The organism is Kitasatospora sp. NPDC092286 (assembly GCF_044755565.1).
Taxonomy (GTDB): domain Bacteria; phylum Actinomycetota; class Actinomycetes; order Streptomycetales; family Streptomycetaceae; genus Kitasatospora.
On sequence record NZ_JBIVRD010000026.1, the window covers coordinates 84,433 to 108,815 of the forward strand.

Sequence of the window (24,383 nt, forward strand, 5' to 3'; positions counted from 1 at the left end):
GGGTGGGGGATCGGGTTCCGGCGGTCAGTCCTTCGTGTTGACGCGGACGACGCCGACCTTTGAGGTGGCGGTGATGGTGCGGGGGGAGCCCGGGTCCTGGTCCACGTCGACGTGGGGGCGGGAGGAGCCGGCGGCGGCCGAGACGCGGTACCGGGTGCCGTCCTTGGGCACGGACACCGTGATGCTGCCGGTGGTGGAACCGGCGCTGACGGCGGTGGGCGTGGTGCGGAAGGCGAGCTTCACGCTGCCGTGGTCATTGGCCGCGTCGACCTCGGGAGAGGTCAGGCCGTTCGCGGTGATGTGGCCCGAGCGGGTGCGCACGCGCAGTGGCCCGGAGGCGGTGTCGATGTCCACGCCGCCCTGCCCGGTCGTCACATCGAGTCTGCCGTCGATCCCCTTGGCGGTGACGCCTGCCGGGCCGGTGCCCCGGACGGTCACGGCCATGTTCCGCGGGACGTGGACGGTGTGGTCGGCCTGGCAGTTGAGTGCGACGCCGCTGCAGGTGGCGGAGAGTCTGAGGGTGGTGCCGTCCAGCACCCAGGTGGCGTTGCCGTCCTGGGCGGCCCGGCCGGTCAGGTGGCGGTCGACCCTGACGGCCTTCCCGTCGGCGGGCAGCAGTGTCACGTCCTGGTCGGTCTCGACGGTGAACTGATCGCCGTGGACGGCGAAGTCCTGGGAATCGCTGCGGGGTTGGGCGGCCAGGTCGTCGGTGACACCGCAGCCGGTGAGGGCGGCGGCCAGGGCCGGGAGTGCGGCCACCCAGGCCGGTATGGCGGTCGGCTTCTTCATGCCGCCATGCTCGCGGCCGGCCAGGGGCGTCGACATCTGCCGTTCGGGAGAGATCGGCCGGTGTCTCGCTGTTCGGCAGTCGTCGGCTGCTGCCGGGCGCCCGATCCGAGCGGGCCGGTCATCTGACTATTCTTGTAAAAGACTTTCAGGGGGCATTATCTGACGAATAATGCGCCCGCTTATCATCAGACAATTACCGTTGCTTGTGATTCTTTTCGGAAATCCCTCGCATCATCTTCCAGCCACCGTTAGTATCAGAACGAATGCTTTCGGTGATCGTTCGGTGGTGGATCGCGAAGGGGGTCGCCATGGGTGGGCAGCTACGATCGGTGCTGCGGCATGTCGCGTACCCGATCCTGCTGATCATACTTCTGTCGATATCGGTCGCAGCCCTGCGCTGGCGATGGGATCTCGGCCGGGCGAGCCAGATCTTCCTGGTCGGCACCATCGGATATCTGACCCTACTCGAATGGATGATCCCCTACGAGCCGGAGTGGCAGCCGAGCGCCGGTGAATGGGGTTGGTACGGCGTCTATTTCGTCCTCACAATGATCGGCGGGGGGTTGTCTCAGGTGCCGGTGCAGGCCCTCGTCGGCTGGCTGGCACCGCCGCATCCGGCACTGCCGCTCTGGGCCGAGATCCCGGCGGCGATGCTGCTCGGCTCGCTCGCCAACTATCTGGTCCACCGCTGGTGCCACACCAATCCGTGGCTCTGGCGGCTGCACGGGGTGCACCACGTGCCGGAGAAGGTGAACGTCGCCAACAACGGCGTCAACCACATTGTCGACGTGCTGCTCACCCAGGGCGTCGTCCAGCTGTCGCTCGCGCTGGCCGGCTTCTCCGCGGAGTCGGTGTTCGTGGTGGGCCTGTTCGTGGTGGCCCAGGGCTACTTCGTCCACGCCAACATCGATGTCCGGATCGGCCTGCTCAACCACGTCTTCGCCGGGCCCGAGCAGCACAGGCTGCACCACAGCGTCGACCTGGCCGAGGCCGGACACTACGGCTCCGATCTCTCCGTCTGGGACCACGCCTTCGGCAGCTTCACCTGGTACCCCGGCCGTCGCCCGATCGCGGTGGGGCTGCAGTACCCGTCCGACTTCCCCCGGACGGAAGCGGTGATCGCCAGTCATCTCCAGCCCTGGAGACGCCCGGCGCGGGCCGACGACGCGCCGGCCTGACCGCGCCGCACCCCGAACCGTCCCTTCGTCCGCGCCTTCCCTGTCTCCTTTCTGCCTCTCTCCTGGCCCTCTTCTCCGGTTCTCCGGCCGGCCGGCCCTCGGCCCGTCCGGGAGCGGAGCGCGGCCTCCGTCCCCATGCCCGCGTGGCCTCCCACGGCTCTTCCGCGCGCGCGAAACGCAGCGACACAAGGACTCGACCATGACGGACTCATGCCTTGCGGCATCCCCCGGCCCCGCTGATTCCCCAGACCCCACCGGCCGCCCCGACACCTCGGGCCCTTCCGCCTCCGCCACCTTGGCCACTCCCGCCGCCGCCTCCGTCATCGCCACCGCCGTCACCGCCGCTCCCACCGGCCCCGCCTCCTCCGCGGTCTCCACCGGCGAGCCGGAGAAGATCGCGATCATCGGGATCGGCTGCCGGCTGCCGGGCGGAGCCAATGACCACCGGTCGTTCTGGCGGAACCTGGTCGACGGCAAGGACTGCCTCACGCCGACCCCGCGCAGCCGCTACGACGTGGCCACCCTGGGCAGCCGGGACAAGGCGAAGCCCGGCCGGCTGGTGGGCGGCCGGGGCGGCTACATCGACGGCTTCGACGAGTTCGACCCGGCGTTCTTCGGGATCAGCGGCCGGGAGGCCGACCACATGGACCCGCAGCAGCGGAAGCTGCTGGAGGTCGCCTGGGAGGCGCTGGAGGACGGCGGGCAGAAGCCGGGCGAGCTGGCCGGCCGCGATGTCGGCGTCTACGTCGGCGCGTTCACCCTGGACTACAAGATCGTCCAGTTCTCGGACCTCTCCTTCGAGACCCTGGCCGCCCACACCGCCACCGGCACCATGATGACAATGGTGTCGAACCGGATCTCGCACTGCTTCGACTTCCGCGGCCCCAGCGTCTCCCTCGACACCGCCTGCAGCTCCTCCCTGGTCGCCGTCCACCTGGCCGCCCAGAGCCTGCTGCGCGGTGAGACGGACCTCGCGCTGGCCGGTGGCACCCTGCTGCACATCGCGCCGCAGTACACCATCGCCGAGACCAAGGGCGGCTTCCTCTCCCCGCACGGCCGCTCCCGCACCTTCGACGCCTCGGCGGACGGCTACGTCCGGGCCGAGGGCGTCGCCGTGGTCGCGCTCAAGCGGCTCTCGGAGGCACTGCGCGACGGCGACCCGGTCCACGCCGTCATCATCGGCAGCGGCGTCAACCAGGACGGCCGCACCAACGGCATCACCGTGCCCAACCCGGACGCCCAGGTCGCCCTGATCGAGCGGGTCTGCGCCGAGGCCGGCATCGTCCCCGGCAGCCTCCAGTACGTCGAGGCGCACGGCACCTCCACCCCCGTGGGCGACCCGATCGAGGCCAACGCCCTCGCCCGCGCGCTCGCGGTCGGCCGCCGCCCGGGCGACATCTGCTACGTCGGCTCGGTCAAGACCAACATCGGGCACACCGAGTCGACCTCCGGCCTGGCCGGGCTGATCAAGTCCGCGCTGGCGCTCAAGCACCGGGTGATCCCGCCGCACATCAACCTGGAGCGGCTCAACCCGGCGATCGACCCGGCCACCCTGCCGTACCGGATCCCGGTCGAGCCCACCCCCTGGCCCGCCCACGAGGGCCCCGCCAGGGCCGGGGTCAACTCCTTCGGCTTCGGCGGCACCAACGCCCACGTCCTGCTGGAGGCCGCCCCCGAGCCGGCCGACCAGCCCACCGCCGACCAGCCCACCGCCGACCAGTCCACCGCCGGGCAGCCCACGGCCGAACGGCCCACCGACGACCGGCCCACCGGCTGCACCGTCCTGCCGCTCACCGCCCGCGACGCCGCCGCCCTGCCCGAGCTGGCCGCCGGCATCCAGACCGAGCTGGCCGGCGGCTACGGCGGCACCCCCGTCGCCCTGGCCGACCTCGGCCACACCCTGGCCCACCGCCGCCAGCACCTCGACGCCCGGCTCTCCGTGGTGTACGACTCCCGCACGTCGCTGGACGAGGCGCTCGCCGCCTACCGGCGCGGCGAGCCGCACCCCCGGGTGCTGGCCGACCAGCGCCGTGAGGCCCGGCACCGCCGACTCGCCTGGGTCTTCACCGGCATGGGCCCGCAGTGGTGGGCGATGGGCCGCCGGCTGTTCGAGACCGAGCCGGTCTACCGCGAGGCCGTCGAGCGCTGCGCCGAGCACCTCGCCGAACTCGCCGGCTGGTCGCTGCTCGACGAGCTCGCCGCCGACGAGGCCGGCTCCCGGATGGCCGAGACCTGGCTCGCCCAGCCCGCCAACTTCGCCCTGCAGACCGGTCTCGCCGCCCTCTGGCGCAGCCGGGGCGTCCGCCCGGACGCCATCGTCGGCCACAGCACCGGCGAGGTCGCCGCCTTCCACCAGGCCGGTGTCTACGACCTGGCCGACGCGGTCAAGGTCGTGGTGCACCGCAGCCGGCTCCAGCAGCGGCTGGCCGGCACCGGCGGCATGCTCGCCGTCGCCCTCTCGGAGGCCGAGGCGGTCCGCCGGCTGCGCCCGTACGGTGGCGCCGTCTCGGTGGCCGCGATCAACAGCCCGACCTCGCTCACCCTCGCCGGGGACGAGTCCGCGCTGGCCGAGCTGGCCGCCGCGCTCACCGCGGAGCAGGTCTTCGCCCGTCCGCTGACCGTCGAAGTGCCCTATCACAGCGCCAAGATGGACCCGATCAAGGACGAACTGCTCGACGCGCTCGCCGACCTCAAGGCCCGTCCCGCCCAGGTGCCGCTCTACCTCACCGGCCGGGAGGGCACCGCGCACGGCACCGAGCTGGACGCCGCCTACTGGTGGCGCAACGTCCGCGACAGCGTCCGCTTCCAGCAGGCCGTGGAGCGGCTCGCCGACGACGGGTACAGCCTCTTCCTGGAGATCGGGCCGCACCCCGTGCTCGGCCGCGCGATCCAGGAGACCGTGGAGGCCCGCCCCGGCGACGCCGACCGGCCCGCGGTCCGCACCCTGTCCTCGATCCGCCGGGAGGAGGACGAACGGGCCTGCTTCACCGCCTCGCTGGCCACCCTGCACAATCTCGGCGTCGAGGTGGACTGGTCCGTCCTGCAGCCCGCCGGCCGGCCGGTGCCGCTGCCGCGCTACCCGTTCAGGCGGGACCGCCACTGGGTCGAGCCCCGGTCGGTCGAGCAGGTCCGCCGGGGCCTGCTGGACCACCCGCTGCTCGGCCGCCGCCTGGCCAGTGCCGAACCGGCCTGGGAGGCCCGGCTCGATGCCGAGGCACTGCCCTACCTGGAGGACCACCGGATCCAGGGCAATGTGCTCTTTCCCGCCGCCGGCTATCTGGAGATGGCCGTCCAGGCGGTTCGCGCGCTGACCGGCGGCACCGACGCCGCCCTGGCCGGCATCGAGCTGCGCAAGGCGCTCTTCCTGCCCGACGACGAGAGCCGCGCCGTCCAGCTGACCGTCTCCGCCGAGCACGGCGGCTTCACCGTCAGCACCCTCACCGGGGACGGGCCGGAGCGCACCGTGCACGCCGCCGGAACGATCCGCCCCGGCCAGCGCCGCCGCCCGGCCCACCGGCTGGACGCCGACCTGGTCCGCGCCCGGGCCGCCCGCCGGCTGGCCGGCCCCGACTGCTACACCGGGCTGGCCGCCCTCGGCTACCACTACGGCCCGGCGTTCCGGGGCATCGCCGAGGTCTGGATCGGCCCCGGGGAGGCGCTGGCGCTGGTCCGCCCGACGGCCGCGATCGCCGGGCAGGGCGGCGGCCACCATGTGCACCCGGTGCTGATGGACGCCTTCTTCCAGACCCTGCTGACGCCGCAGCTGCTCACCGTCGGCCCGGCGGGCACCGGCATCAAGCTGCCGCTCTCGATCGAGGAGGTCCGCCTCGACGCGGTCGGCGAACAGCCGCTCTGGGTGCACGCCACCGTCACCCGCGACAGCGGGGACGAAATCGTCGGCGACATCGCCGTCTACGACGGGAACGGCGCCCCGCTCGGCGGGGTCGGCGGCTTCCGGGCCGCCGACGTGGAGAAGGCCTCCACCGCCGTCGGCCTCGCCACCATCGACGGCTGGCTCGCCGAACCGGCCTGGACACCGCTCGCGGACGAGCCCGACCACGCCGACCTGCTCGCCGAACACCCCGACCACTGGCTGCTGTTCGCCGACGCCGGGGGTGTCGCGGACGAGCTGGCCGCCCGGATCACCGCGCGCGGCGGCAGCTGCCACCTGGTCCGCGCGGGCACCGGCTACCACCGCTCGGCCGACGGGCACGAGTCCACCGTCGAGCCGGGCTCCGCCGCGGACCTCGGCCGGCTGCTGGCCGACCGGCGGGCCGGCGGCGCCCCCGATCCGGCCGCCGTCGTCCACCTATGGAACCTCGACCGGCCGGTCCTGGCCGACGCCGACCACGCCACCGTGGCCGGCCACACCGCCGCGGGCGCGTACAGCCTGATCACGCTCGCCGCCCTGCTGCCCGCCGAACTGCCCGGCAGCAGGCTGCACATCGTCACCCGGGCCGCCCAGGCCACCACCCCCGGCGAGCCGGTCGAACCGCTGGGCGCCCCCGCCTGGGGCATCGGCCGGGTGCTGCGCCACCAGGAGCTGCCCGGCCACCCGGGCAAGCTGATCGACCTCGGCCCGGTCGCGGCGCCGGCCGACGAGGCGGCCGCGCTGCTGCGCGAGTTCGCCCGCGCCGACGAGGACGAGATCGCGCTGCGCGCCGGCCGCCGGCTGACCAGCCGGCTGCGCCCGGCCGAGGGGCTGACCGGGCCGCTGCCGCCCAGCCTGCGCCCGGACGGCAGCTACCTGGTGACGGGCGCCTTCGGCGCGCTCGGCCGGCTGCTCTGCCGCACGCTGGTCCGGCGCGGCGCCCGCCGGCTGATCCTGGCCGGCCGCAGCCCGCTGCCGCCGCGCGAGCAGTGGCGCGACCTCGACCCGCAGAGCCCCGCCGGGCGCGGTGTCGCCTTCCTGCGGGAGCTGGAGGCGCTCGGTGCCCAGCCCGTCCCGGTGGCGCTGGACGTCACCGACGAGCGCGCGCTCGCCGCCTGGCTGGCCGGGTACCGGGCGCTGGCCTCGCCGCCGATCCGGGGCGTCTTCCACCTGGCCGGGCAGGTCCGCGACACCCTGGTGCCGGAGCTGGACCGCGAGGTGTTCGACGCCGTGCACGGCCCCAAGGTGCTCGGGGCCTTCGCGCTGCACCGGCAGCTGGCGGACGAACCACTCGACCACTTCGTGCTGTTCGCCTCGATCGCCTCGCTGCTGACCACCGCGGGCCAGACCAACTACGCCGCCGGGAACGCCTTCCTCGACGCGCTCGCACACCACCGCAGGGCCCTCGGCCTGCCCGCGCTCAGTCTGGACTGGGGGCCGTGGGCCACCGGCATGATCGAGGAACTCGGCCTGATCGACCACTACCGCAACAGCCGGGGCATGAGCTCGCTCGCCCCCGAGGCCGGGATGGCGGTGCTGGAGCGGGTGCTCGGCCAGGACCGCGCCCAGCTGCTGGTCGCCACCGTGGTCGACTGGCCGACCTTCCTCTCCTGGTACCCGGCCCCGCCGCCGCTGGTCGCCGAGCTGGCCGCCGCCGCCCGCGAGGCCGCTCCGGCCCCGCGGAGCAGCCTGCTGGAGGAGCTGCGGGCGGCCGGCGAGGAGGAGCGCCGGGCGCTGCTCACCGAGCGGTTCGCCGCGCTCGCCGCCGCCGTGCTCCGGGTGCCCGCCGAACAGATCGAGCCCGCCACCGGCCTGAGCGGCCTCGGCCTGGACTCGCTGCTCGCGATGGAGCTGAGGGCCCGGCTCAACACCGAACTCGGCACCGCCCTGCCGGTGGTGGCGCTGCTCGGCAACGCGCCGGTGCGGGAGCTGGTCGCCCAGCTCTACGAGGGGCTGGCCGAGCTGCTGGAGGACGACGGCACCGGCGGTGCCGTCGGTGAGGCGGTCCGGTACGAGGACGAGTCGAACCACCCGCTGACGCAGAACCAGAAGGCGCTCTGGTTCCTCAAGCAGCTCAACCCGGACGGCTTCGCCTACAACATCGGCGGGGCGGTCGAGGTCCGGGTGGAGCTGGAGCCGGAGCTGATGGCCACCGCCTTCCGGACGCTGGTCGAGCGCCACCCCAGCCTGCGGGCCAACTTCGTGCTCGACGGCGGCCAGGCCGTCCAGCGGGTCTCCGCCGCCGTCGAGCCGGACTTCGGCGTGTTCGACGTGCAGGGCCTGGAGTGGGACGACATCCACGCGATGATCGTGCGGGAGTACCGCAAGCCGTACGACCTGGAGCGCGATCCGCTGGTGCGGTTCCGGCTGTTCAAACGCGGGCCGGAGCGTTGGGTGATCATGAAGGCCGTTCACCACATCATCTCGGACGCGATCTCCACCTTCACCTTCATCGAGGAGCTGCTCGCCGTCTACGAGGGGCTGCGACAGGGCCGGGCGCCCCAACTGCCCCCGGTCGCCGCCCGCTACCTGGACTTCCTCAACCGGCAGAACGCGTTCCTGGCCGGCCGCGAGGCGCCGAGGATGCTCGACTACTGGCGCTCGCACCTGCCCGCGGAGGTGCCGATCCTCAGCCTGCCCACCGACAGGCCGCGCCCGGCCGTCCAGACCCACAACGGCGCCTCCGAGTTCTTCGTCCTGGACGAGGAGCTCAGCGCCCGGGTGCACGCGCTGGCCCGGGAGCACAACGTCACCGTCTTCATGGTGCTGCTCAGCGCCTACTACCTGCTGCTGCACGCCTACTCGGGCCAGGAGGACATCATCGTCGGCAGCCCGGTGACGGGCCGCACCGACGAGGAGTTCGCCGGCGTCTACGGTTACTTCGTCAACCCGCTGCCGCTGCACGCGAGTCTGGCCGGTTCGCCGACGGTCGCCGAGCTGCTGGCCCAGGTGCGCACCACCGTGCTGGGCGGGCTGGACAACCAGGAGTACCCGTTCGTCCTGCTGGTGGAGAAGCTCGGTCTGCAGCACGACCCGAGCCGCTCGGCGGTCTTCCAGGCGATGTTCATCCTGCTCACCCACAAGGTCGCCACCGAGAAGTACGGCTACCGCCTGGAGTACATCGAACTACCCGAGGAGGAGGGGCAGTTCGACCTCACCCTGTCCGCCTACGAGGACGAGGCGGAGCGCCGCTTCCACTGCGTCTTCAAGTACAACACCGACCTCTTCCTGCCCGCGACGATGGCCCGCCTCGCCGGGCACTACGTCAACCTGCTGGACGGGCTGACCCGGGCGGGCGCCGGGGAGCCGGCCACCGGGCTGGAGCTGCTCGGCAGCGCGGAGCGCGCGGTGGTGCTGCGGCAGTGGAGCGGCGCCGACCGGCAGGTCGCCCACGACGAGCCGGTGCACGAGCTGATCCTGCGGGCGGCCGCGGCCGACCCCGGCGCCCTCGCGGTGGCCGCCCCCGCCGAGTCCGGCCCGACCGCCCGGCTGACCTACGGCGAGCTGGCCGAGCGCTCCCGGCGGGCCGCCGCCCGGCTGCGCGCGCTGGGTGCGGGCCCGGGCTCGGTGGTGGCGCTCTGCCTGGACAAGTCGCCGGAGCAGATCGTCGCCCTGCTGGCCGTGCTCCGCACCGGCGCCGCCTATCTGCCGCTCGACCCGGGCCACCCGGCCGACCGGCTGGCCTACATGGTCGAGCACGCGGGCGCCGCCCTGGTGGTCGGCGACACCGAGCGGTTCGGCGGGCTGCCCGCCCGGGTGGTCGGGACGGCCGAACTGGAGCGGACGGCCGAACCGGACGGGCCGGCCCCGGACTTCACCGACCAGCCGGCGGACCTCGACGCCCCGGCCTACGTCATCTACACCTCCGGCTCCACCGGCCGCCCCAAGGCCGTCCGGGTCGGCCACCGCAACCTGGCCTCGGCCTACCAGGCCTGGCGCGCCGAGTACCGGCTGGACACCGACGCCCGGGTCCACCTCCAGATGGCCAGCCTCTCCTTCGACGTCTTCACCGGGGACGTCGTCCGGGCGCTCTGCTCGGGGGGCACCCTGGTGCTGGTCGGCCGGGAGCTGCTGTTCAACACCGCCCGGCTGTACGAGGTGATGCGCGCCGAGCGGGTGGACGCCGGCGAGTTCGTCCCGGCCGTGGTGCGCACCCTGATCAGCCACTGCGAGCGGGCCGGCCGGCGGCTGGACTTCATGCGGCTGCTGGTGGTCGGCTCGGACGTCTGGAAGGTGGAGGAGTACGAGCGGCTGCGGGCGCTCTGCGGTCCGCGGACCAGGCTGGTCAACTCCTACGGCCTGACCGAGGCCACCATCGACAGCGCCTGGTTCGAGGGCCCGGCCGACACCCTGGAGCCCAGCCGGATGGTCCCGATCGGCCGGCCGTTCCCCAACAGCGCCTTCTACCTCCTGGACGAGCAGGGCCGCCCGGTCCCGCCCGGGGTCCCCGGGGAGCTGTGGATCGGCGGCTCCGGTGTGGCGCTCGGCTACGTCGGCGACGAGGAGCAGACCGCCCGCCGCTTCGTCACCCTGCCGCTCGGCGGCGCCGACGGCACCGAGCCGGTCCGGCTCTACCGCACCGGGGACCTCGCCCGCTGGGACACCGAGGGCGGAGTGCACCTGCTCGGCCGGGCCGACTCGCAGATCAAGGTGCGCGGCCACCGGATCGAGCTGGGCGAGATCGAGACCCAGCTCGCCGAGTGGCCCGAGCTGGCCGAGGCGGTGGTCACCGTCCGGCCCGACCCGGGCGGCGAGAACGTGCTCTGCGCCTACTGCGTGCCCGCCCCCGGGCGGACGCTGGACCGCCGCGAGCTCCGCCGCCACCTGGCCGGCTACCTGCCGACCTTCATGATCCCCGCCCACTTCACCGAGCTGCCCGCCCTGCCGCTCACCGCCAACGGCAAGGTGGACGTCGCCGCGCTGCCCGCGCCGCGGGCCGACGCGGGCGCCGAGGCGGCCGAGCCTCCGGTCACCCTCTACGAGGTCCGGATGGCCGAGCACTGGCGGGCGTTGCTCGGGATCGAGGAGGTCGGCCTCCAGCACGACTTCTTCGAGTCCGGCGGCAGCTCGATCAAGCTGATCGAGCTGATCCACGGCCTGCAGAGCGAGTTCAACATCAGCATCCCGGTCAGCCAGCTCTTCAAGGTCACCACCCTGCACGGGATGGCCAGGACGGTGGAGCACATCATCACCGGCCGGATCGAGGGCGCCCAGCCCTACCTCTGGTTCAACCAGGAGCAGCAGCAGACCCTCTTCTGCTTCCCGCCGGCCGGCGGACACGGCCTGGTCTACCGCCAGTTCGCGGCGCACCTGCCGGAGTACCGGATGGTCGCCTTCAACTACGTGGCCGGCGACGACAAGGTCGCCCGGTACGCCGACCTGGTCGAGGCCGTCCAGCCGGACGGCCCCTGCGCCCTGCTCGGCTACTCGCTCGGCGGGAACCTCGCCTTCGAGGTGGCCAAGGAGCTGGAGCTGCGCGGCCGGGCCGTCCCCAATGTGGTGATCATGGACTCGCACCGGATCCCGGAGTCCTTCACCCTCGGTGACGAGCACGTCCAGGCCTTCGAGCGGGAGCTGGCCGAGCACCTCCAGCGGCACACCGGCTCGGACATCGTCGCCCAGGAAACCCGCGAACAGGCCCAGGACTACCTGCGGTTCTGCAGCCGGACGCCCAACCTCGGGGTGATCACCGCGCCGGTCAGCGTGATCTCCGACGACGAGAAGGTGGCCCTGTACGCGGCGGGGGAGCGCGGCGCCTGGCACGGCAGCTCGACGACCGGGACGGCCGTGTTCAAGGGCTTCGGCGCCCATGCCGAGATGCTGGACCGCGAGTTCATCGGCCGCAACGCCGGTCTGGCCCGCGACATCCTCACCGGAGCCGCCGTCCATGCCTCCTGAGACCACCCGCGCCCCCGGCCGTCCCGAAAGCCCCGGCGGCCCTGAAAGCCCCGGCCGTCCCGAAATCCCCGGCAGTTCCGGAAGTTCCGGCAGTCCTGGCAGTCCCACACGAGAGGTGGACCACCTCATGCCCAGGCAGCACCAGCCGCTGTCCTACCCGTTCGAGCCGCTCGGTCTCGAACTGCACCCCCGCTACGCCGAGTTGCGCGACCAGCCGCTCGCCAGGATCAGCCTGCCGTACGGCGACGGCGCCTGGCTGGTCACCCGCTACGAGGACGTGCGGACCGTCCTGGCGGACCCGCGTTTCAGCCTCGCCGAGGCGATGGGCCAGGACCAGCCGCGGATGCGCCCGGTCGCCCGCAGCGGCGCCGGCCTGTTCTCCACCGAGCCGCCCGAGCACACCCGGCTGCGCTCGCTGGTGGCCCGGGAGTTCAGCGCCCGCCGGGTCGAACGGCTGCGTGCCCGGGCCCGGGAGCTGGCCGGGGAGCTGATCGACGGCATGCTCGCCGCCGGTCAGCCGGCCGACCTGGTGGAGGACTTCGCGATCCCGATGCCGACCACCATCATCTGCGAGGTGCTCGGCATCCCGGCCAAGGACCACCGGATGCTCTGGGACTGGGCCGAGACCGTGCTCTCCGCCGTCACACCCGGCGAGGTGCTCGTGGCCGAGGGCCAGGCGTTCATCGAGTACATGGCCGGCGTGCTGGACCTGCGCGGCCGGGAGCCCGGCGAGGACCTGCTCACCGTGCTGGTCCGGGCCTGCCGCGAGCAGGGCCTGATCAGCGAGGAGGAACTGCTCTCGATCGCCTGCGACCTGCTGATCGCCGGCTTCGTCAGCACCACCAACCAGATCGGCAACTTCTTCTACCAGCTCCTGGTCAACCCGGAGGAGTTGCGGCGCCTCCGGGAGCAGCCGGAGCTGATCCCGAAGGCCGTCGAGGAGCTGATGCGCTATGTGCCGCTGCTCACCGGCTTCAGCCTGCCCCGGTACGCCACCGCCGACGTCGAGCTGGGCGGGGTGACGATCAGGGCCGGCGACGCGGTGATGATCGCCACCGCCGCCGCCAACCGCGACCCGGAGGTCTTCGAGGAGCCGGAGCGGCTCGTCCTGGACCGCCCCGGCAACCCGCACATCGGCTTCGGCCACGGCGTGCACTACTGCATCGGCGCCCATCTGGCCCGGCTGGAGCTCCAGGTGGCGATCGAGACGGTGCTGCGGCGGCTGCCCGGCCTGCGGCTGGCCGTCCCCGAGGACGAACTGCGCTGGAAAGCGGACGCGATGGTGAACGGGCTGCAGGCGCTCCCGGTCGCCTGGTGAGCCCGGTGAGTCTGGTGACCACCAACCCCCGGTGACCGCCACCGAGCAGGGGCAAGGACGACGAGGAGGCCTCGGAATGCCCAAGGGCACAGAGAACAGACGGACCAGAGAGACGATGATCATCATCGGTGGCGGCCTCGGCGGGCTCTCCACCGGCTGCTACGCCCGGATGAACGGGTACCGCACCCAGATCTTCGAGATGCACGAGATCCCCGGCGGGTCCTGCACCGGCTGGGACCGCAGCGACTTCACCTTCGACTGGTGCATCAGCTGGCTGCTCGGCAACGGCCCGGGCAATGAGATGTACCAGATCTGGCTGGAGCTCGGCGCCCTCCAGGGCAAGGAGATGCGGCACTTCGACGTGTTCAACATCGTCCGCGGCCGGGACGGCCGGGCGGTGTACTTCTACTCCGACCCGGACCGGCTGGAGGCCCATCTGCTGGGTATCTCGCCGGCCGACGCCGCCCCGATCCGGGAGTTCTGCAACGGCATCCGGACCTTCCGCAGGGCGCTGGCGGTCTACCCGTTCCTCAAGCCGGTCGGGCTGATGGGCCGGATCGAGCGCTGGCGGATGCTGGCCTCGTTCCTCCCGTACTTCAACACCATCCGCAAGTCGATCACCGTCCTGATGACGGACTACTCGCAGCGCTTCCGCGAGCCGCTGCTGCGTGAGGCGTTCAACTTCATCCTCTACGAGAGGCACCCGGCCTTCCCGGTGCTGCCGTTCTACTTCCAGCTGGCCTCGCACGCCAACCAGGCCGCCGGGGTGCCCGAGGGCGGCTCGCTCGGCCTGGCGCGCTCGATCGAGCAGCGCTACCGGAAGCTCGGCGGCGAGATCACCTACAACGCCAAGGTCGAGGAGATCCTGGTCGAGGACGACCGGGCGGTGGGCGTCCGGCTCAGCGACGGCCGGGTGTTCCGCTCCGACATCGTGGTCTCCGCGGCCGACGGCCACACCACGGTGATGAAGCTGCTCAAGGGCCGCTATCTGAACGACACCTACCGGCGGCTCTACACCTCGCTGATCGACGAGCCGGGCCAGCTGTCGCCCGGCTACGTCTCGCTCTTCCTGGGGCTGCGCAAGCCCTTCCCGGAGGGGGACCCGTGCACCACCTACCTGCTGACGGAGCAGCAGACGGGCGAGCTCACCGGAATCCGCTGCCCGAGCATGAACGTGCAGTTCCGCACCCGGCACTACCCGGAGCTGGCGCCCCGGGAGAGCACCGTGGTGTTCGCCACCTACTTCTCCGACATCGCTCCCTGGCGGGCGCTGCACGACGGGCCGGAGCAGTCCTCCCGGGTGCGGCGCGGCGAGGAGCTGCACACCCTGCCGGTCAAGCACGGCCGGGAGTACATGGCGGCCAAGCGCAAGGTCCGCAACGGCATCGTCTCCTTCCTGGACGAGCGCTTCCCCGGCTTCAAGGCCGCCGTCGCGGTCGCGGACGTCTCGACCCCGCTCACCCAGGTCCGCTACACCGGCGTCTACGACGGCACCTTCCCGGGCTGGAACCCGTTCGTCGAGGGCAGCGAGACCGTCGAGGAGGAGATCAAGAAGAACGGCCCGGTGCTGCCGGGGCTCTCGGACTTCTACCTCTCCGGGGTCTGGGCCACCATCGGCGGTCTGATCCGGGCCGCCGCCGCCGGCCGGCACGTGATGCAGTTCGTCTGCCGGGACGACGGGCGGGAGTTCACCGCCGAGATCGACGACAGCGCACCGCTGCCCACCCATCTGATCCTCCCCGTCGGCCGGCCGCCGCACCAGGCCGGGCCGGTCGAGAAGATCCCGTCCAGTACCGATTCCTCCGACGCCGTATCGACAGGGGCCCTGGCATGAAGATCGAGAAGTGGGTGGTCCGCGAGCACCTCGACGGCGTGCCCGACGTCGACCGGATCTACCGGAAGGTGGTCGAGGAGGCCGACATCGACCTCCGGCCGGACGAGATGCTGTTCCGGACGCGGTACGTCTCCGTCGACCCGTACCAGAACGGGCTCGCGCTGGAGACGCCGATCGGCCACCACATGGGCGCGGACTCGATCATGGAGGTGCTGGAGGCCGGTCCGGAGGCCGCCTTCGAGGTCGGGGAGCTCGTCCAGGGGTTCGGCGGCTGGCGCAGCCACGTCGTCCACAACGGCGCCGAGGAGCTGTGGCAGACCGGCATCTTCCCGATGGTCTTCCCGGCCTACCGCCGGCTCGACCCGGCCCTTTACGACGAGCGGCTGCCGCTCTCCACCGCGCTCGGCATCATGGGCGCGCCCGGCATGACGGCCTGGGGCACGCTCACCACGTTCCTGGACGTCCGGCCCGGCGACACCGTGGTGATCAGCGGTGCCTCCGGTTCGGTCGGCACGCTGGTGGGCCAGCTGGCCAGGCGCTCCGGCGCCGGCCGGGTGGTCGGCACCACCGCCTCGCCGGGCAAGGCCGAGTACCTGAAGTCGCTCGGCTTCGACGACGTGGTGCTCTACGACCAGGCGGACGACGCCGAGAAGGTCCGCGCGGCGCTGCTGTCGGCCGCGCCCGACGGCGTCGACCGCTACTTCGACAACCTGGGCGGGACGGTCACCGACGCGGTGTTCACCATGCTCAACGTGGACAGCCGGGTCGCCGTCTGCTGGCAGTGGGCGACCACGGTGAACGGTGAGCTGACCGGGCCCCGGCTGCTGCCGTACATCATGTTCCCGCGCACCACCATCCGCGGGATCTTCGCCCAGGAGTGGTTCACCGAGCCGAAGCTGGCCGAGATGCACGAGGACCTCGGCGGGCTGGTCCGGAACGGGGAGATCCGCTACCACCAGACCGTCCACAAGGGCTTCGACCAGATCCCGAAGGCCTACCGGAGCCTCTACACGAACCGGGAGGCCAACCGGGGCAAGGTGCTGGTCGAGGTGTGAACCCCCGGGCGGGGGAGGGCGCGGAGCCCTCTCCCGCCCGGGTTTCACCCGGGGCGCCCGGCCCCGGGTCAGTCCTCGTCGAGGCCGCCCAGGTCGCCGCCGTCGGGGTCGCTGCCGTCCGGGGTGCCGGTGATCGCGTAGCCCTGGCGGCGCGCCTCGTAGCAGGCGACCGTCGCGGCCGCCGAGACGTTCAGCGAGCCGACCCGGCCCAGCTGCGGGACGAACACCACCGAGTCGCAGAGCGCCAGCGCGTCCGGGGTGATGCCGCGGTCCTCGTGGCCCAGCACGAAGGCGACCGCCGGGGTCAGCTCGGCGGCGAACAGCGGCACCGCCTCGTCCGCCAGCTCCAGGCCGACGACCTTGAAGCCGTCCGCCCTGGCCGCGGCCACCGCCTCGGCGACGGTGGGGAAGTGCTCGACCTTGAGGTACTTGTCGGTGCCCATCGCGGCCTTCTGCGCGCCCGAGGAGCGCACCGACGGGGTGTCGCCCGTCAGATACAGCTTCTCGGCGCCCATCGCGGCGGCGGTCCGGACGATCGAGCCGACGTTGAACGGCGACTGCAGGTTCTCCAGGATCATCGCCAGCCTGAACCCGCTGCTGCGCCGCCACTGGCGGTGCAGTCGCTTCAGGTCGGTCCCGCGGAGCTGCTTCACGACGTCGTACCTCGTCCACTCTCGGGGCCCGCGCCCTCCGGGCGGGGCCGCGCTTCAAGAATCCGGAACCCGTTGACCGACGTGACGCGGGTGGTCGGGTATCCCTGGTCGTTCAGCCACTGCATCAGCGAGTCCGAGCCCAGGTTGCGCTGGACGACCAGGAACGCCGAGCCGTCCGGGGTCAGCCGGCCGAGCCACTGGTGCAGCAGCCGGCGCAGCGCCGCCTTGCCGATCCGGATCGGCGGGTTGGAGTAGATCGCCGCGAACCGCAGGTCCTCGGGGACGTCCTCCGGCAGCGCGGCCTGCACATTGCCCAGCTTCAGGGCGTCCGCGTTGAGCCTGACCAGCTCCAGCGCACGGGTGTTGACGTCCACCGCCCAGACCGGCAGCCGCTTGCGCCGGCTCGCCCAGGTCAGCGCGATCGGGCCGTAGCCGCAGCCGACGTCCAGGATCGGGCCGCGCACCCGGGGCTGCGGGGCGTGCTCCAGCAGGATCCGGGTGCCCGGGTCCAGCCGGGAGCGGGAGAACACCCCGGTGTCGGTGGTCAGTTCCAGGGTGAGGTCCGGCAGGGTGACCGTGATCGGCCGGCGCTCGCTGGCGACCTCGGGTGCACCGGTGAAGTAGTGCGAGCCGGACATGATTTCCCCGTCGTTCGTAAGGGCCTCGGGGCCACCGGGTGGGTGTGGGTAAGCCCTGCTGGTACGGCACTGATCGTACCCCCGGTGGCCTGCGGCCCGGCATCCGCGCAGCTGGGTGGGGGTGCTACCGGGTACCCGGGGTCTTGCGGGTGGCCACGTTGATCCGGTTCCAGGCGTTGATGGTGAAGCAGAGCGAGATCAGCTGGGCGAGCTCCTTCTCCTCGAAGTGCGCGGCGGCCCGCCCGTACACCTCGTCGGAGACGCCGCCGCTGATCCGGGTGATCTCCTCGGCGAGCGCCAGGGCGGCCCGCTCGCGCTCGCTGTACACGCCGGCCGGGGCCTCGTGCCAGACCGGCAGCAGGTAGATCCGCTCGTCGTTCTCGCCGGCCCTGCGGGCGTCCTTGACGTGCATGTCCAGGCAGTAGGCGCAGCCGTTCAGCTGGGAGGAGCGGATCTGCACCAGCTCGACCAGGGCCGGGTCCAGGCCCTCGCGGGCGGCGGCGTCCAGGGCGATCATCGCGCGGAAGGCCTTGGGGGCGGTCCGGGCGTAGTCGAGGCGGGCGGTGGCGGTGGTGGTCTCGTTCGTCGTCATGCTTCGACCCTAGGAGGCCGGTGCACCCCGTCCATGGTGCATTTCCCGACGGGATCCATGGGTCAATTCCGGGGCGCGGGAGGGCTCGGACAACACGCCGAGCGCCGGGCCGCACATCGCGTCCGTGCCACCGACGGCGGATACTTCCAGTACCTCCAACGGGCCCGTGGGAGCCTCCGAGCAGTGAGGACGGACACCATGCCGCAGAATCACGAGGACTACCTGGACGAGGTCGCCGAGGCCGTGGAGCCGGAGGACGAGGCCGCCGAGGGCGACGAGTACGACGAGCTGGTCGAGCGCCGCGCCCTGGGCGCCGATCCGGCGACCGAGGTCGCGGACGCCGCCGAGCAGAGCCGGATCGTCGAGCTGGACGAGGACGAGTACCGGTCGTAGCGGCCGGCGGTGTGAGCGCCCCGGGGCCGGAGTGTCCCTGAGGCCGGAGTGTCCCCGGGGTCAGAGCGCCCCGCGCCGCTGGAGCCAGGCGAACGCCGCCCAGCCCGGCAGCACCGGCAGCACGAGGGTCAGCAGCCGGAAGAGCGCGACGGCGGCCAGCGCGCCGCCCTCCTCCATCGCGGCGGTCTGCTCCAGCATTCCGACCAGCACACCGTCCACGGCGCCGGCCCCGCCCGGGGTCGGCGCCGCGTTGCCGACCGCGTTGCCGACCAGGAACACCACCGCGACCGAGGCGAAGGCCGGCTCCCGCCCGACCGCCCGGGTGCAGCAGTAGAGGCAGGCGACCAGGCAGATCGACACCAGCAGCTGGCCGGCGACGCCGACCGCCAGCCGCCCGGGGCTGCGCAGCAGCTCCAGCAGCCGGGGCAGCACCTCGGAGGTCAGCGGCCGCAGCCGGGTGGCCAGCCAGCGGCGGGTCGGCGGTACGGCCGAGACCGCGGCCAGCAGGACGGCCGCCGCGGCGAGCCCGCCCACCACGATCCGCAGCGCGTCCAGTTCGGAGCCGCCCGGTTCCAGGTCCATCAGATAGACGAAGGCGCCCAGTTGGAGCAGGTGCAGCACCAGTCCGAAGAGCTGTCCCACGCCGACGCTGGAGAGCGCCTGCGCGGTCGGGATGCCGGCCCGCTGGAGGAAGCGCGTGTTGAGCGCGACCCCGCCGACCCCGCCCGGCGAGACCAGCTTCACAAAGGCCCCGGCGACCTGGGCGAACACGGCGTTGCGGAAGACCAGCCGCTCCGGCACGAAGCCGATGAACCCCAGTGCGGCCGTGAAGTGGCTCGCCACCGCGGCCGCCAGGGCCAGCGCGAGCCAGGCCGGGTCGGCGTCGGCCACGGCGGAGATCGGGTTCTGCTCGCTCGCGAACAGCTGGGGCAGCAGCAGCCACCCGGCCACCACCCCGCCGACCACCGCCAGCAGGGTGCGGGGCCGCAGCCGCTCCAGCCTGACCGGCCGTACCGGCGCCTGCGGCTGGGTGCGCAGCACCTCGGCCCGGATCTCGTCCAGCAGTTCGACGGGCTGCGGGGCGGGGGTGGCGGCGTCGCCCGGCCCGACGGCGTTCCCGGCGGTGGCGGTGGCGGTGGCGGCGTTGCGACCGGCCCGGGCGGCGGCGGAGGCCCGCTTGAGGGCGTCCCGGGTGGTACGGGCCAGGGCGATCGGCTGCAGCAGGGGCAGCGCCGCGCCGACGGCGTCCGGACCGAGCACCGCCACGGCGGTGCGTACGGCCCGCTCGGCGCCGGTCCGCAGTGCGAAGGTGGTGAGCAGCTGGACGAGGTCGCAGTGGAGCACCAGTTCGCTCGCCGCGATGTCGCCGTCCGCGAGGTCCACCAGGTGCACCGCGCCCGCCTCGTCGACCAGGACCGAGGAGGGGACCAGCGACCGGTGCGAGATCTCCCGCCGCTGGAGCAGCGCGAGCTGGGTCCAGGCGTCGGTGAGCAGTTCGTCGGTGAGCTCGTCGTCGGCGAGCCGGTCCAGGGTACGGCCGGCCAGGTGCTCGTAGGCGACCAGGGCGGTGTCCCGGCCGAGCCCGACGGTGGCGGCGATCCGGCGGGTGCGGACGCCGGCCGCGAGGGCCGCGTACGAAATCAGGGCCTCGTGCTCCAGCCCGGTGCGCAGCGAGCGCAGGGCCCGGGGGTGCGGGGCGGTGCGCAGCCGCAGGCGGCGCCAGGTGCGCCGGACGAGGGCGGCGGTGACGGCCTGCCGGTCGAGCACCTGGACGTCGAGGTCGGGGCGGCCGGCCTCCTGGCGGACCAGGTAGCGGTCGGGGCCGTCCGGGCGGGCGGTGACCGGGCGCAGGCCCGCTCCGCGCAGGCTGTGCAGGATCTGCGAGGGCCGGGGCCGGGGGTCGGGGGTGCCGACGGCGTAGAGGGTGCCGTGGGCGACCGTCCAGCCGATCAGCAGGCCGAGCAGCAGGGCGGTCGGGGTGGCGTACCCGCCGGCCAGCCCGGCGAGGCCGGAGACGGCGAGGACGGTCCACGGCAGCCGCCGTTCGCGGGCGCCGGAGGCGGCCATGAAGGCGAGCACGGGGGCGAGGTAGCCGTACACCGGGTCGGTGTGGCCGAGGACGCCGCCGGGCAGGTCCTGGGTGAGCGCGGCGAGCAGTGAGACGGGGGCGAGGCCGTCGGCCCACAGGTCCAGGGCGAGGGTGAGGCCGAACGCGAGGACGGCGGCCAGCAGCCCGTCGGCGACCTGCTGGAGGGCGCGGCGCCGGTCCGGGCCGAGCAGTCGGCGGATCGCGGAGGAGGCCGGGACCAGCAGGACGGCGGCGGTGGACAGCCCGCCGGCGAGTCTGGCCAGCGGCCGGGGCACCAGCCGGGCCGCCTGGGCGACGTCGGCGGCGATACCGCCGGTGGTGGCCCGGGCGTAGTCGGCGAGCAGCAGGGTCAGCACGATCGCGCCGAGGCCGACCAGCAGCCGGATCAGGGCCGCCGGCTGCCGGATCCGGCCGGTGCCGGGCGCCACTTCCCCGGGGCCCCGGCCGCCACCGGGTATGCCGGGGGCGGGCGGGCCCCCGGGGTCGGCCGCCCCGGCGGTTCCGGCGGTACGGATACCACCGGTGTCGCTGTCTGTTCTCCCCGTCACGATCGCCACGGGTGGCATGCTCCCACGGCCGCGTTCGGAGCCGCCGGGGAACCCGGTGGCCGGGTTCCCCGCCCGTCGTCCCCGTCCGGCCGTCAGGCCTGGCGGGTCGGCAGGGCGACCAGGTGGCGCAGGTTGACGTGCCGGGGGCGGCTGACGGTGTAGACGATCAGGTCGGCGATGTCGTCGGCGGTCAGCGCCGGAACCATCGCGAACAGCCCGCCGAGCTGCTCGCGCAGGACCGGGTTGTCGATGTGCCCGGCCAGCTCGGTGTCGGTCAGCCCGGGTTCGACGGCGCTGACCCGGACGTCGCGCGGGCTCAGCTCGGTGCGCAGGGCGGCGGACAGCTGGGTGACGGCGGCCTTGGTGGCCCCGTAGACGGCGTAGTCGGGGAAGGAGACGTGCGAGGCGATCGAGGAGACGTTGACCAGGTCGGCGGTGCGGCCCTCGGCGGCGGCCGCGACGAGGTCGGCGGTGAAGGCGCGGACGATCCGCAGCGCGCCGGTCAGGTTGGTGTCGATCATGCGGGTCCACTCGTCGATCCGGCCGTCGGTGAGTGGGTTGGGCAGCATCACCCCGGCGTTGTTGACCACCAGGTCGACCGGCCCGTACGCGTCGTGGACGGCCTTGGCGGCGGCGTCCACCGAGGCCTGGTCGGTGACATCGGCGGTGACGGCGAGCGCCTGCCCGCCGGCGGCGGTGATCTCGGCGGCGAGCGCGTCCAGCCGCTCGGTGCGGCGGGCCAGCAGCGCGACCCGGGCGCCGTTCGCGGCGAGCAGCCGGGCGGTGGCCGCGCCCATCCCGCTGGCGGCGCCGGTGACGACGGCGGTACGGGTGGCGAGTGCGGGGTGGTTCATCGGGTGCTCCAGGGGTCTGCGGATCGTTCCGGCGGGGCTGACGGGGATCACTCTGCTCGCGCCCGGACGGCCCGCCCAGGCCGTGTCGTTCCGGGGAAGGCCGGTCCTGGGCCGGCGGATCCTGGGAAGGCCGGTACCACCCGGCCGCGCCGGGCCGGACGGCCTCCGGCGCCCCGGCCGCCGCCGAGCGAGCGGCCCGGGGCGTGTCTTGGAGCGCGGGCCGGGCCCGCCGTCACTACCCTGCGTTCATGAGCGCCTGCGAAGACCTCACCGCGGCCCCCCTGGACATCGCGCCGATCCCGCCCGTGGACGGTTGTGCCGAGTGCCTCGCCCAGGGCCGGCGGGACTGGGTGCACCTCCGGCTCTGTCTGGACTGCGGCCACATCGGCTGCTGCGACTTCTCGCCGCAGCGGCACGCCACCGCGCACTTCCACGACACCTCCCACCCGGTGATCCGCTCCTACGAGCCGGGGGAGGACTGGCGCTGGTGCTTCGTCCACGAGCTGATGGGCTGAGCGGCCCCGCCCGGGCGGCGGCCCTTGCTCCGTTCAGGTGTAACCCGATCGAAATGCGGACATAACGCCCGTGTGGTCGCCCCGGCCACCACCCGGGTGGCGGGCGACCGCCGACGGGAGGCCGACGATGACCAGGCACACCCCGAGCAGCAGCGGCAAACTGCGCCGGGGCACCCAGGAACTGCTGGAACGCCGGGGGATGGCGATGACCCCCAAGCCGCTCGTACCGCAGCTGCGCACCAGCGCCCCGCGCCTCGACACCGGCGCGGACGGCGGTGGCGGTGCCTTCCGGCACGGCGGACGCGAGGCCGGCGCGGCGGCCCCGCACGCCGCCCCCGCGATGCACGCCGAACTCAAGGGCCACCGCCACCGCGGGGCCGAGAAGCACTCCGCGCACTGAGCGAGGACGTCCTGCGTCAGGGGCGGGGGCCGTCCGCGGGTTCCCGCCCCTGACGCGCGCTCAGCGGTGTTCCCCGGGGTGATTGTCAGTGTGCCGCGGTACGTTCGGGCCGATCACCGGTGGTGCGGCGGACCTGGGGGGCGTGCGATGACCGACCTGATGACGGAGGAGCCGGTCGAGCTCCGGCTGGAGCGGTTCCGGACGGAGCTGACCGGCTACTGCTACCGGATGCTCGGTTCGCTCTTCGAGGCCGAGGACGCGGTGCAGGAGACGATGGTCCGCGCCTGGCGCGGCCACCAGGGCTTCGAGGGCCGGGCCGCGCTGCGCTCCTGGCTGTACCGGATCGCCACCAACGTCTGCCTGGACGCGCTGAACGGCCGCCGGAACCGCGCCCGCCCGATGGACCTGGCCGGTCCCTCCACCGTCGCCACCGCGACCGACGCCCAGCTGCCCGAGGTGACCTGGATCGGGCCCGCGCCGGACGGCCGGATCCTGCCCGAGACGGGGGACCCGGCCGAGGTGGCCGCCCAGCGGGATTCGGTGCGGCTGGCGTTCGTCGCCGTGCTGCAGCGGCTCGCGCCCCGGCAGCGGGCGGTGCTGATCCTGCGTGAGGTGCTGGGCTGGCGGGCCGCCGAGGTCGCCGAACTGCTCGGCGTCACCGTGGCCTCCGTCAACAGCGCGTTGCAGCGGGCCCGCGCGGTGCTCGCCGCGGACGGCGCCGCGGCCCGCCCGGCCCCGGACCTGGACGACGACCACCGCGCGCTGCTCGCCCGCTACGTCACCGCCTTCGAGCGGTACGACATGGACGGGCTGGCCGCGCTGCTGCACGAGGACGTCACGCTCAACATGCCGCCGTACGCGCTGTGGCTGCGGGGCCGCGCCGAGCTCCGGGCGTGGATGCTCGGTCCGGGCCACGGCTGCCGGGGCTCGCGGCTCGTCCCGGTGACGGCCAACGGCGGCCCGGCGTTCGGGCAGTACCGGCCGGGCCCGGCGGGCGGTCACGAGCCGTGGTCGCTGATCGTGCCGGAGGTGTCGGAGGGGCGGATCACCGGTCTCACCAACTTCCTCGACACCGACACGCTCTTCCCGCTCTTCGGGCTCCCGCCCCGGCTCACCGGCTCCGGGGAAACTTCTCGAAAAAACTTTCCCGAGGGGCGATGAGTTTCGTGCGCGCCCCCGGTCCACCCCTGTGAAAGCGACCCACCGCACCATGAACACCAGGAGCACACCATGACCGAGAACCTCGGCGAACTGACCATCACCCGCGAGCTGCCCGGCACCCCGGACGCCGTCTTCCGCGCGTACACCGAGCCCGAGCAGTTCGTCCGCTTCTGGGGGCCGGTCGGTACGCACGTCCCGCTGGACACCGTGACCATCGAGCCGAGGGTCGGCGGGCGCTACGACAGCACCATGGTCATGGACGCGACCGGGGAGCGGTACCCGATGACGAGCGAGATCACCGATATCCGGGCGGGCGAGCTGATCGCCATCGCCGAGGGGAGCACCGGGATGCGCTCCACCCTGACCTTCCGGGACCTCGGCGAGGGCCGTACCGAGGTGGTGCTGCACCAGACCGCCGTGCCGCAGATGTACTGCGGCCCGGAGGCGGAGGCCGGCCTCAACTCCAGCTTCGACCGGCTGGTCGAGCACCTGTCCGCCTAGGGGCCTGTCCACCCCCGCCCGTCCTGGCGGGCGGGGGTGGCAGAGTGGGGCGCGGAATTCCCCCGCGCCGTAGGAGGCCCGCTGTGTCGGCTGAGC

The 24,383-nt window shown here is 73.2% G+C and carries 16 protein-coding genes; 10 read left to right on the top strand and 6 right to left on the bottom strand.

All coding sequences use genetic code 11. The annotated features are described in order from the left end of the window. Window positions 1-24 precede the first annotated feature (24 nt). Window positions 25-789 (bottom strand): DUF4097 family beta strand repeat-containing protein, encoded by a 765-nt coding sequence (locus ACIQIB_RS25175; protein ID WP_400760762.1) that lies wholly within the window; start codon window positions 787-789, stop codon window positions 25-27. 308 nt (window positions 790-1,097) lie between these two features. Between ACIQIB_RS25175 and ACIQIB_RS25180 the strand changes: the two genes are divergently transcribed. The 5 genes from ACIQIB_RS25180 (at window position 1,098) to ACIQIB_RS25200 (ending at window position 15,943) form a co-directional block, all read left to right on the top strand. Beyond that, entirely contained in the window at window positions 1,098-1,967 is an 870-nt protein-coding gene (locus ACIQIB_RS25180; RefSeq protein WP_400760764.1) for a sterol desaturase family protein, read from the top strand. A gap of 394 nt (window positions 1,968-2,361) precedes the next feature. Further along, window positions 2,362-11,736, top strand: a complete 9,375-nt coding sequence (locus tag ACIQIB_RS25185) for an amino acid adenylation domain-containing protein (protein ID WP_400760807.1) — start codon at window positions 2,362-2,364, stop codon at window positions 11,734-11,736. 127 nt (window positions 11,737-11,863) lie between these two features. Beyond that, window positions 11,864-13,054: a cytochrome P450 gene (locus ACIQIB_RS25190; protein WP_400760767.1), complete on the top strand. Its 1,191-nt coding sequence runs from the start codon at window positions 11,864-11,866 to the stop codon at window positions 13,052-13,054. Between the two features lie 76 nt (window positions 13,055-13,130). Then, window positions 13,131-14,888 carry a phytoene desaturase family protein gene (locus tag ACIQIB_RS25195; RefSeq protein ID WP_400653511.1) on the top strand — a complete coding sequence of 586 codons (1,758 nt, stop codon included), beginning with the start codon at window positions 13,131-13,133 and terminating at the stop codon, window positions 14,886-14,888. Further along, a complete protein-coding gene (locus ACIQIB_RS25200) occupies window positions 14,885-15,943 on the top strand; it encodes an NADP-dependent oxidoreductase (RefSeq protein WP_363604143.1) in 1,059 nt (352 codons plus the stop codon). The genes ACIQIB_RS25195 and ACIQIB_RS25200 overlap by 4 nt, the downstream gene beginning before the upstream one ends. 68 nt (window positions 15,944-16,011) lie before the next feature. On the opposite strand, the gene ACIQIB_RS25205 is transcribed toward ACIQIB_RS25200, so the two are convergent. From ACIQIB_RS25205 to ACIQIB_RS25215, 3 genes are all read right to left on the bottom strand, one after another. After that, entirely contained in the window at window positions 16,012-16,596 is a 585-nt protein-coding gene (locus tag ACIQIB_RS25205; RefSeq protein ID WP_363604145.1) for a TrmH family RNA methyltransferase, read from the bottom strand. Next, window positions 16,593-17,234, bottom strand: a complete 642-nt coding sequence (locus tag ACIQIB_RS25210; RefSeq protein ID WP_363604146.1) for a methyltransferase — start codon at window positions 17,232-17,234, stop codon at window positions 16,593-16,595. Before ACIQIB_RS25210 ends, ACIQIB_RS25205 begins: the two co-directional genes overlap by 4 nt. Window positions 17,235-17,358: 124 nt before the next feature. Beyond that, entirely contained in the window at window positions 17,359-17,826 is a 468-nt protein-coding gene (locus ACIQIB_RS25215; RefSeq protein ID WP_363604147.1) for a carboxymuconolactone decarboxylase family protein, read from the bottom strand. 198 nt (window positions 17,827-18,024) lie between these two features. Here ACIQIB_RS25215 and ACIQIB_RS25220 point away from each other — a divergent pair, with 198 nt between their 5' ends. Then, entirely contained in the window at window positions 18,025-18,219 is a 195-nt protein-coding gene (locus ACIQIB_RS25220) for a hypothetical protein (RefSeq protein WP_363604148.1), read from the top strand. A 60-nt stretch (window positions 18,220-18,279) separates the two neighbouring features. Here ACIQIB_RS25220 and ACIQIB_RS25225 read toward each other — a convergent pair whose 3' ends face one another. Next, entirely contained in the window at window positions 18,280-20,865 is a 2,586-nt protein-coding gene (locus ACIQIB_RS25225; protein WP_400760768.1) for a lysylphosphatidylglycerol synthase domain-containing protein, read from the bottom strand. An 83-nt stretch (window positions 20,866-20,948) separates the two neighbouring features. After that, window positions 20,949-21,710 carry an SDR family oxidoreductase gene (locus tag ACIQIB_RS25230; protein ID WP_400760771.1) on the bottom strand — a complete coding sequence of 254 codons (762 nt, stop codon included), beginning with the start codon at window positions 21,708-21,710 and terminating at the stop codon, window positions 20,949-20,951. Between the two features lie 248 nt (window positions 21,711-21,958). On the opposite strand from ACIQIB_RS25230, the gene ACIQIB_RS25235 reads away from it, so the two are divergent. The 4 genes from ACIQIB_RS25235 to ACIQIB_RS25250 all read left to right on the top strand — a co-directional run bounded on the left by ACIQIB_RS25235 (window position 21,959) and on the right by ACIQIB_RS25250 (window position 24,287). Next, a complete protein-coding gene (locus ACIQIB_RS25235) occupies window positions 21,959-22,225 on the top strand; it encodes a UBP-type zinc finger domain-containing protein (RefSeq protein WP_363604152.1) in 267 nt (88 codons plus the stop codon). A 127-nt stretch (window positions 22,226-22,352) separates the two neighbouring features. Beyond that, window positions 22,353-22,625, top strand: a complete 273-nt coding sequence (locus ACIQIB_RS25240; protein ID WP_363604154.1) for a hypothetical protein — start codon at window positions 22,353-22,355, stop codon at window positions 22,623-22,625. Window positions 22,626-22,772: 147 nt separating this feature from the next. Next, window positions 22,773-23,786, top strand: a complete 1,014-nt coding sequence (locus tag ACIQIB_RS25245; RefSeq protein WP_363604155.1) for a sigma-70 family RNA polymerase sigma factor — start codon at window positions 22,773-22,775, stop codon at window positions 23,784-23,786. 69 nt (window positions 23,787-23,855) lie between these two features. Then, window positions 23,856-24,287, top strand: coding sequence for an SRPBCC domain-containing protein (locus ACIQIB_RS25250; protein ID WP_400760775.1), 432 nt, complete (start codon window positions 23,856-23,858; stop codon window positions 24,285-24,287). The last annotated feature ends 96 nt before the right edge of the window (window positions 24,288-24,383 follow it).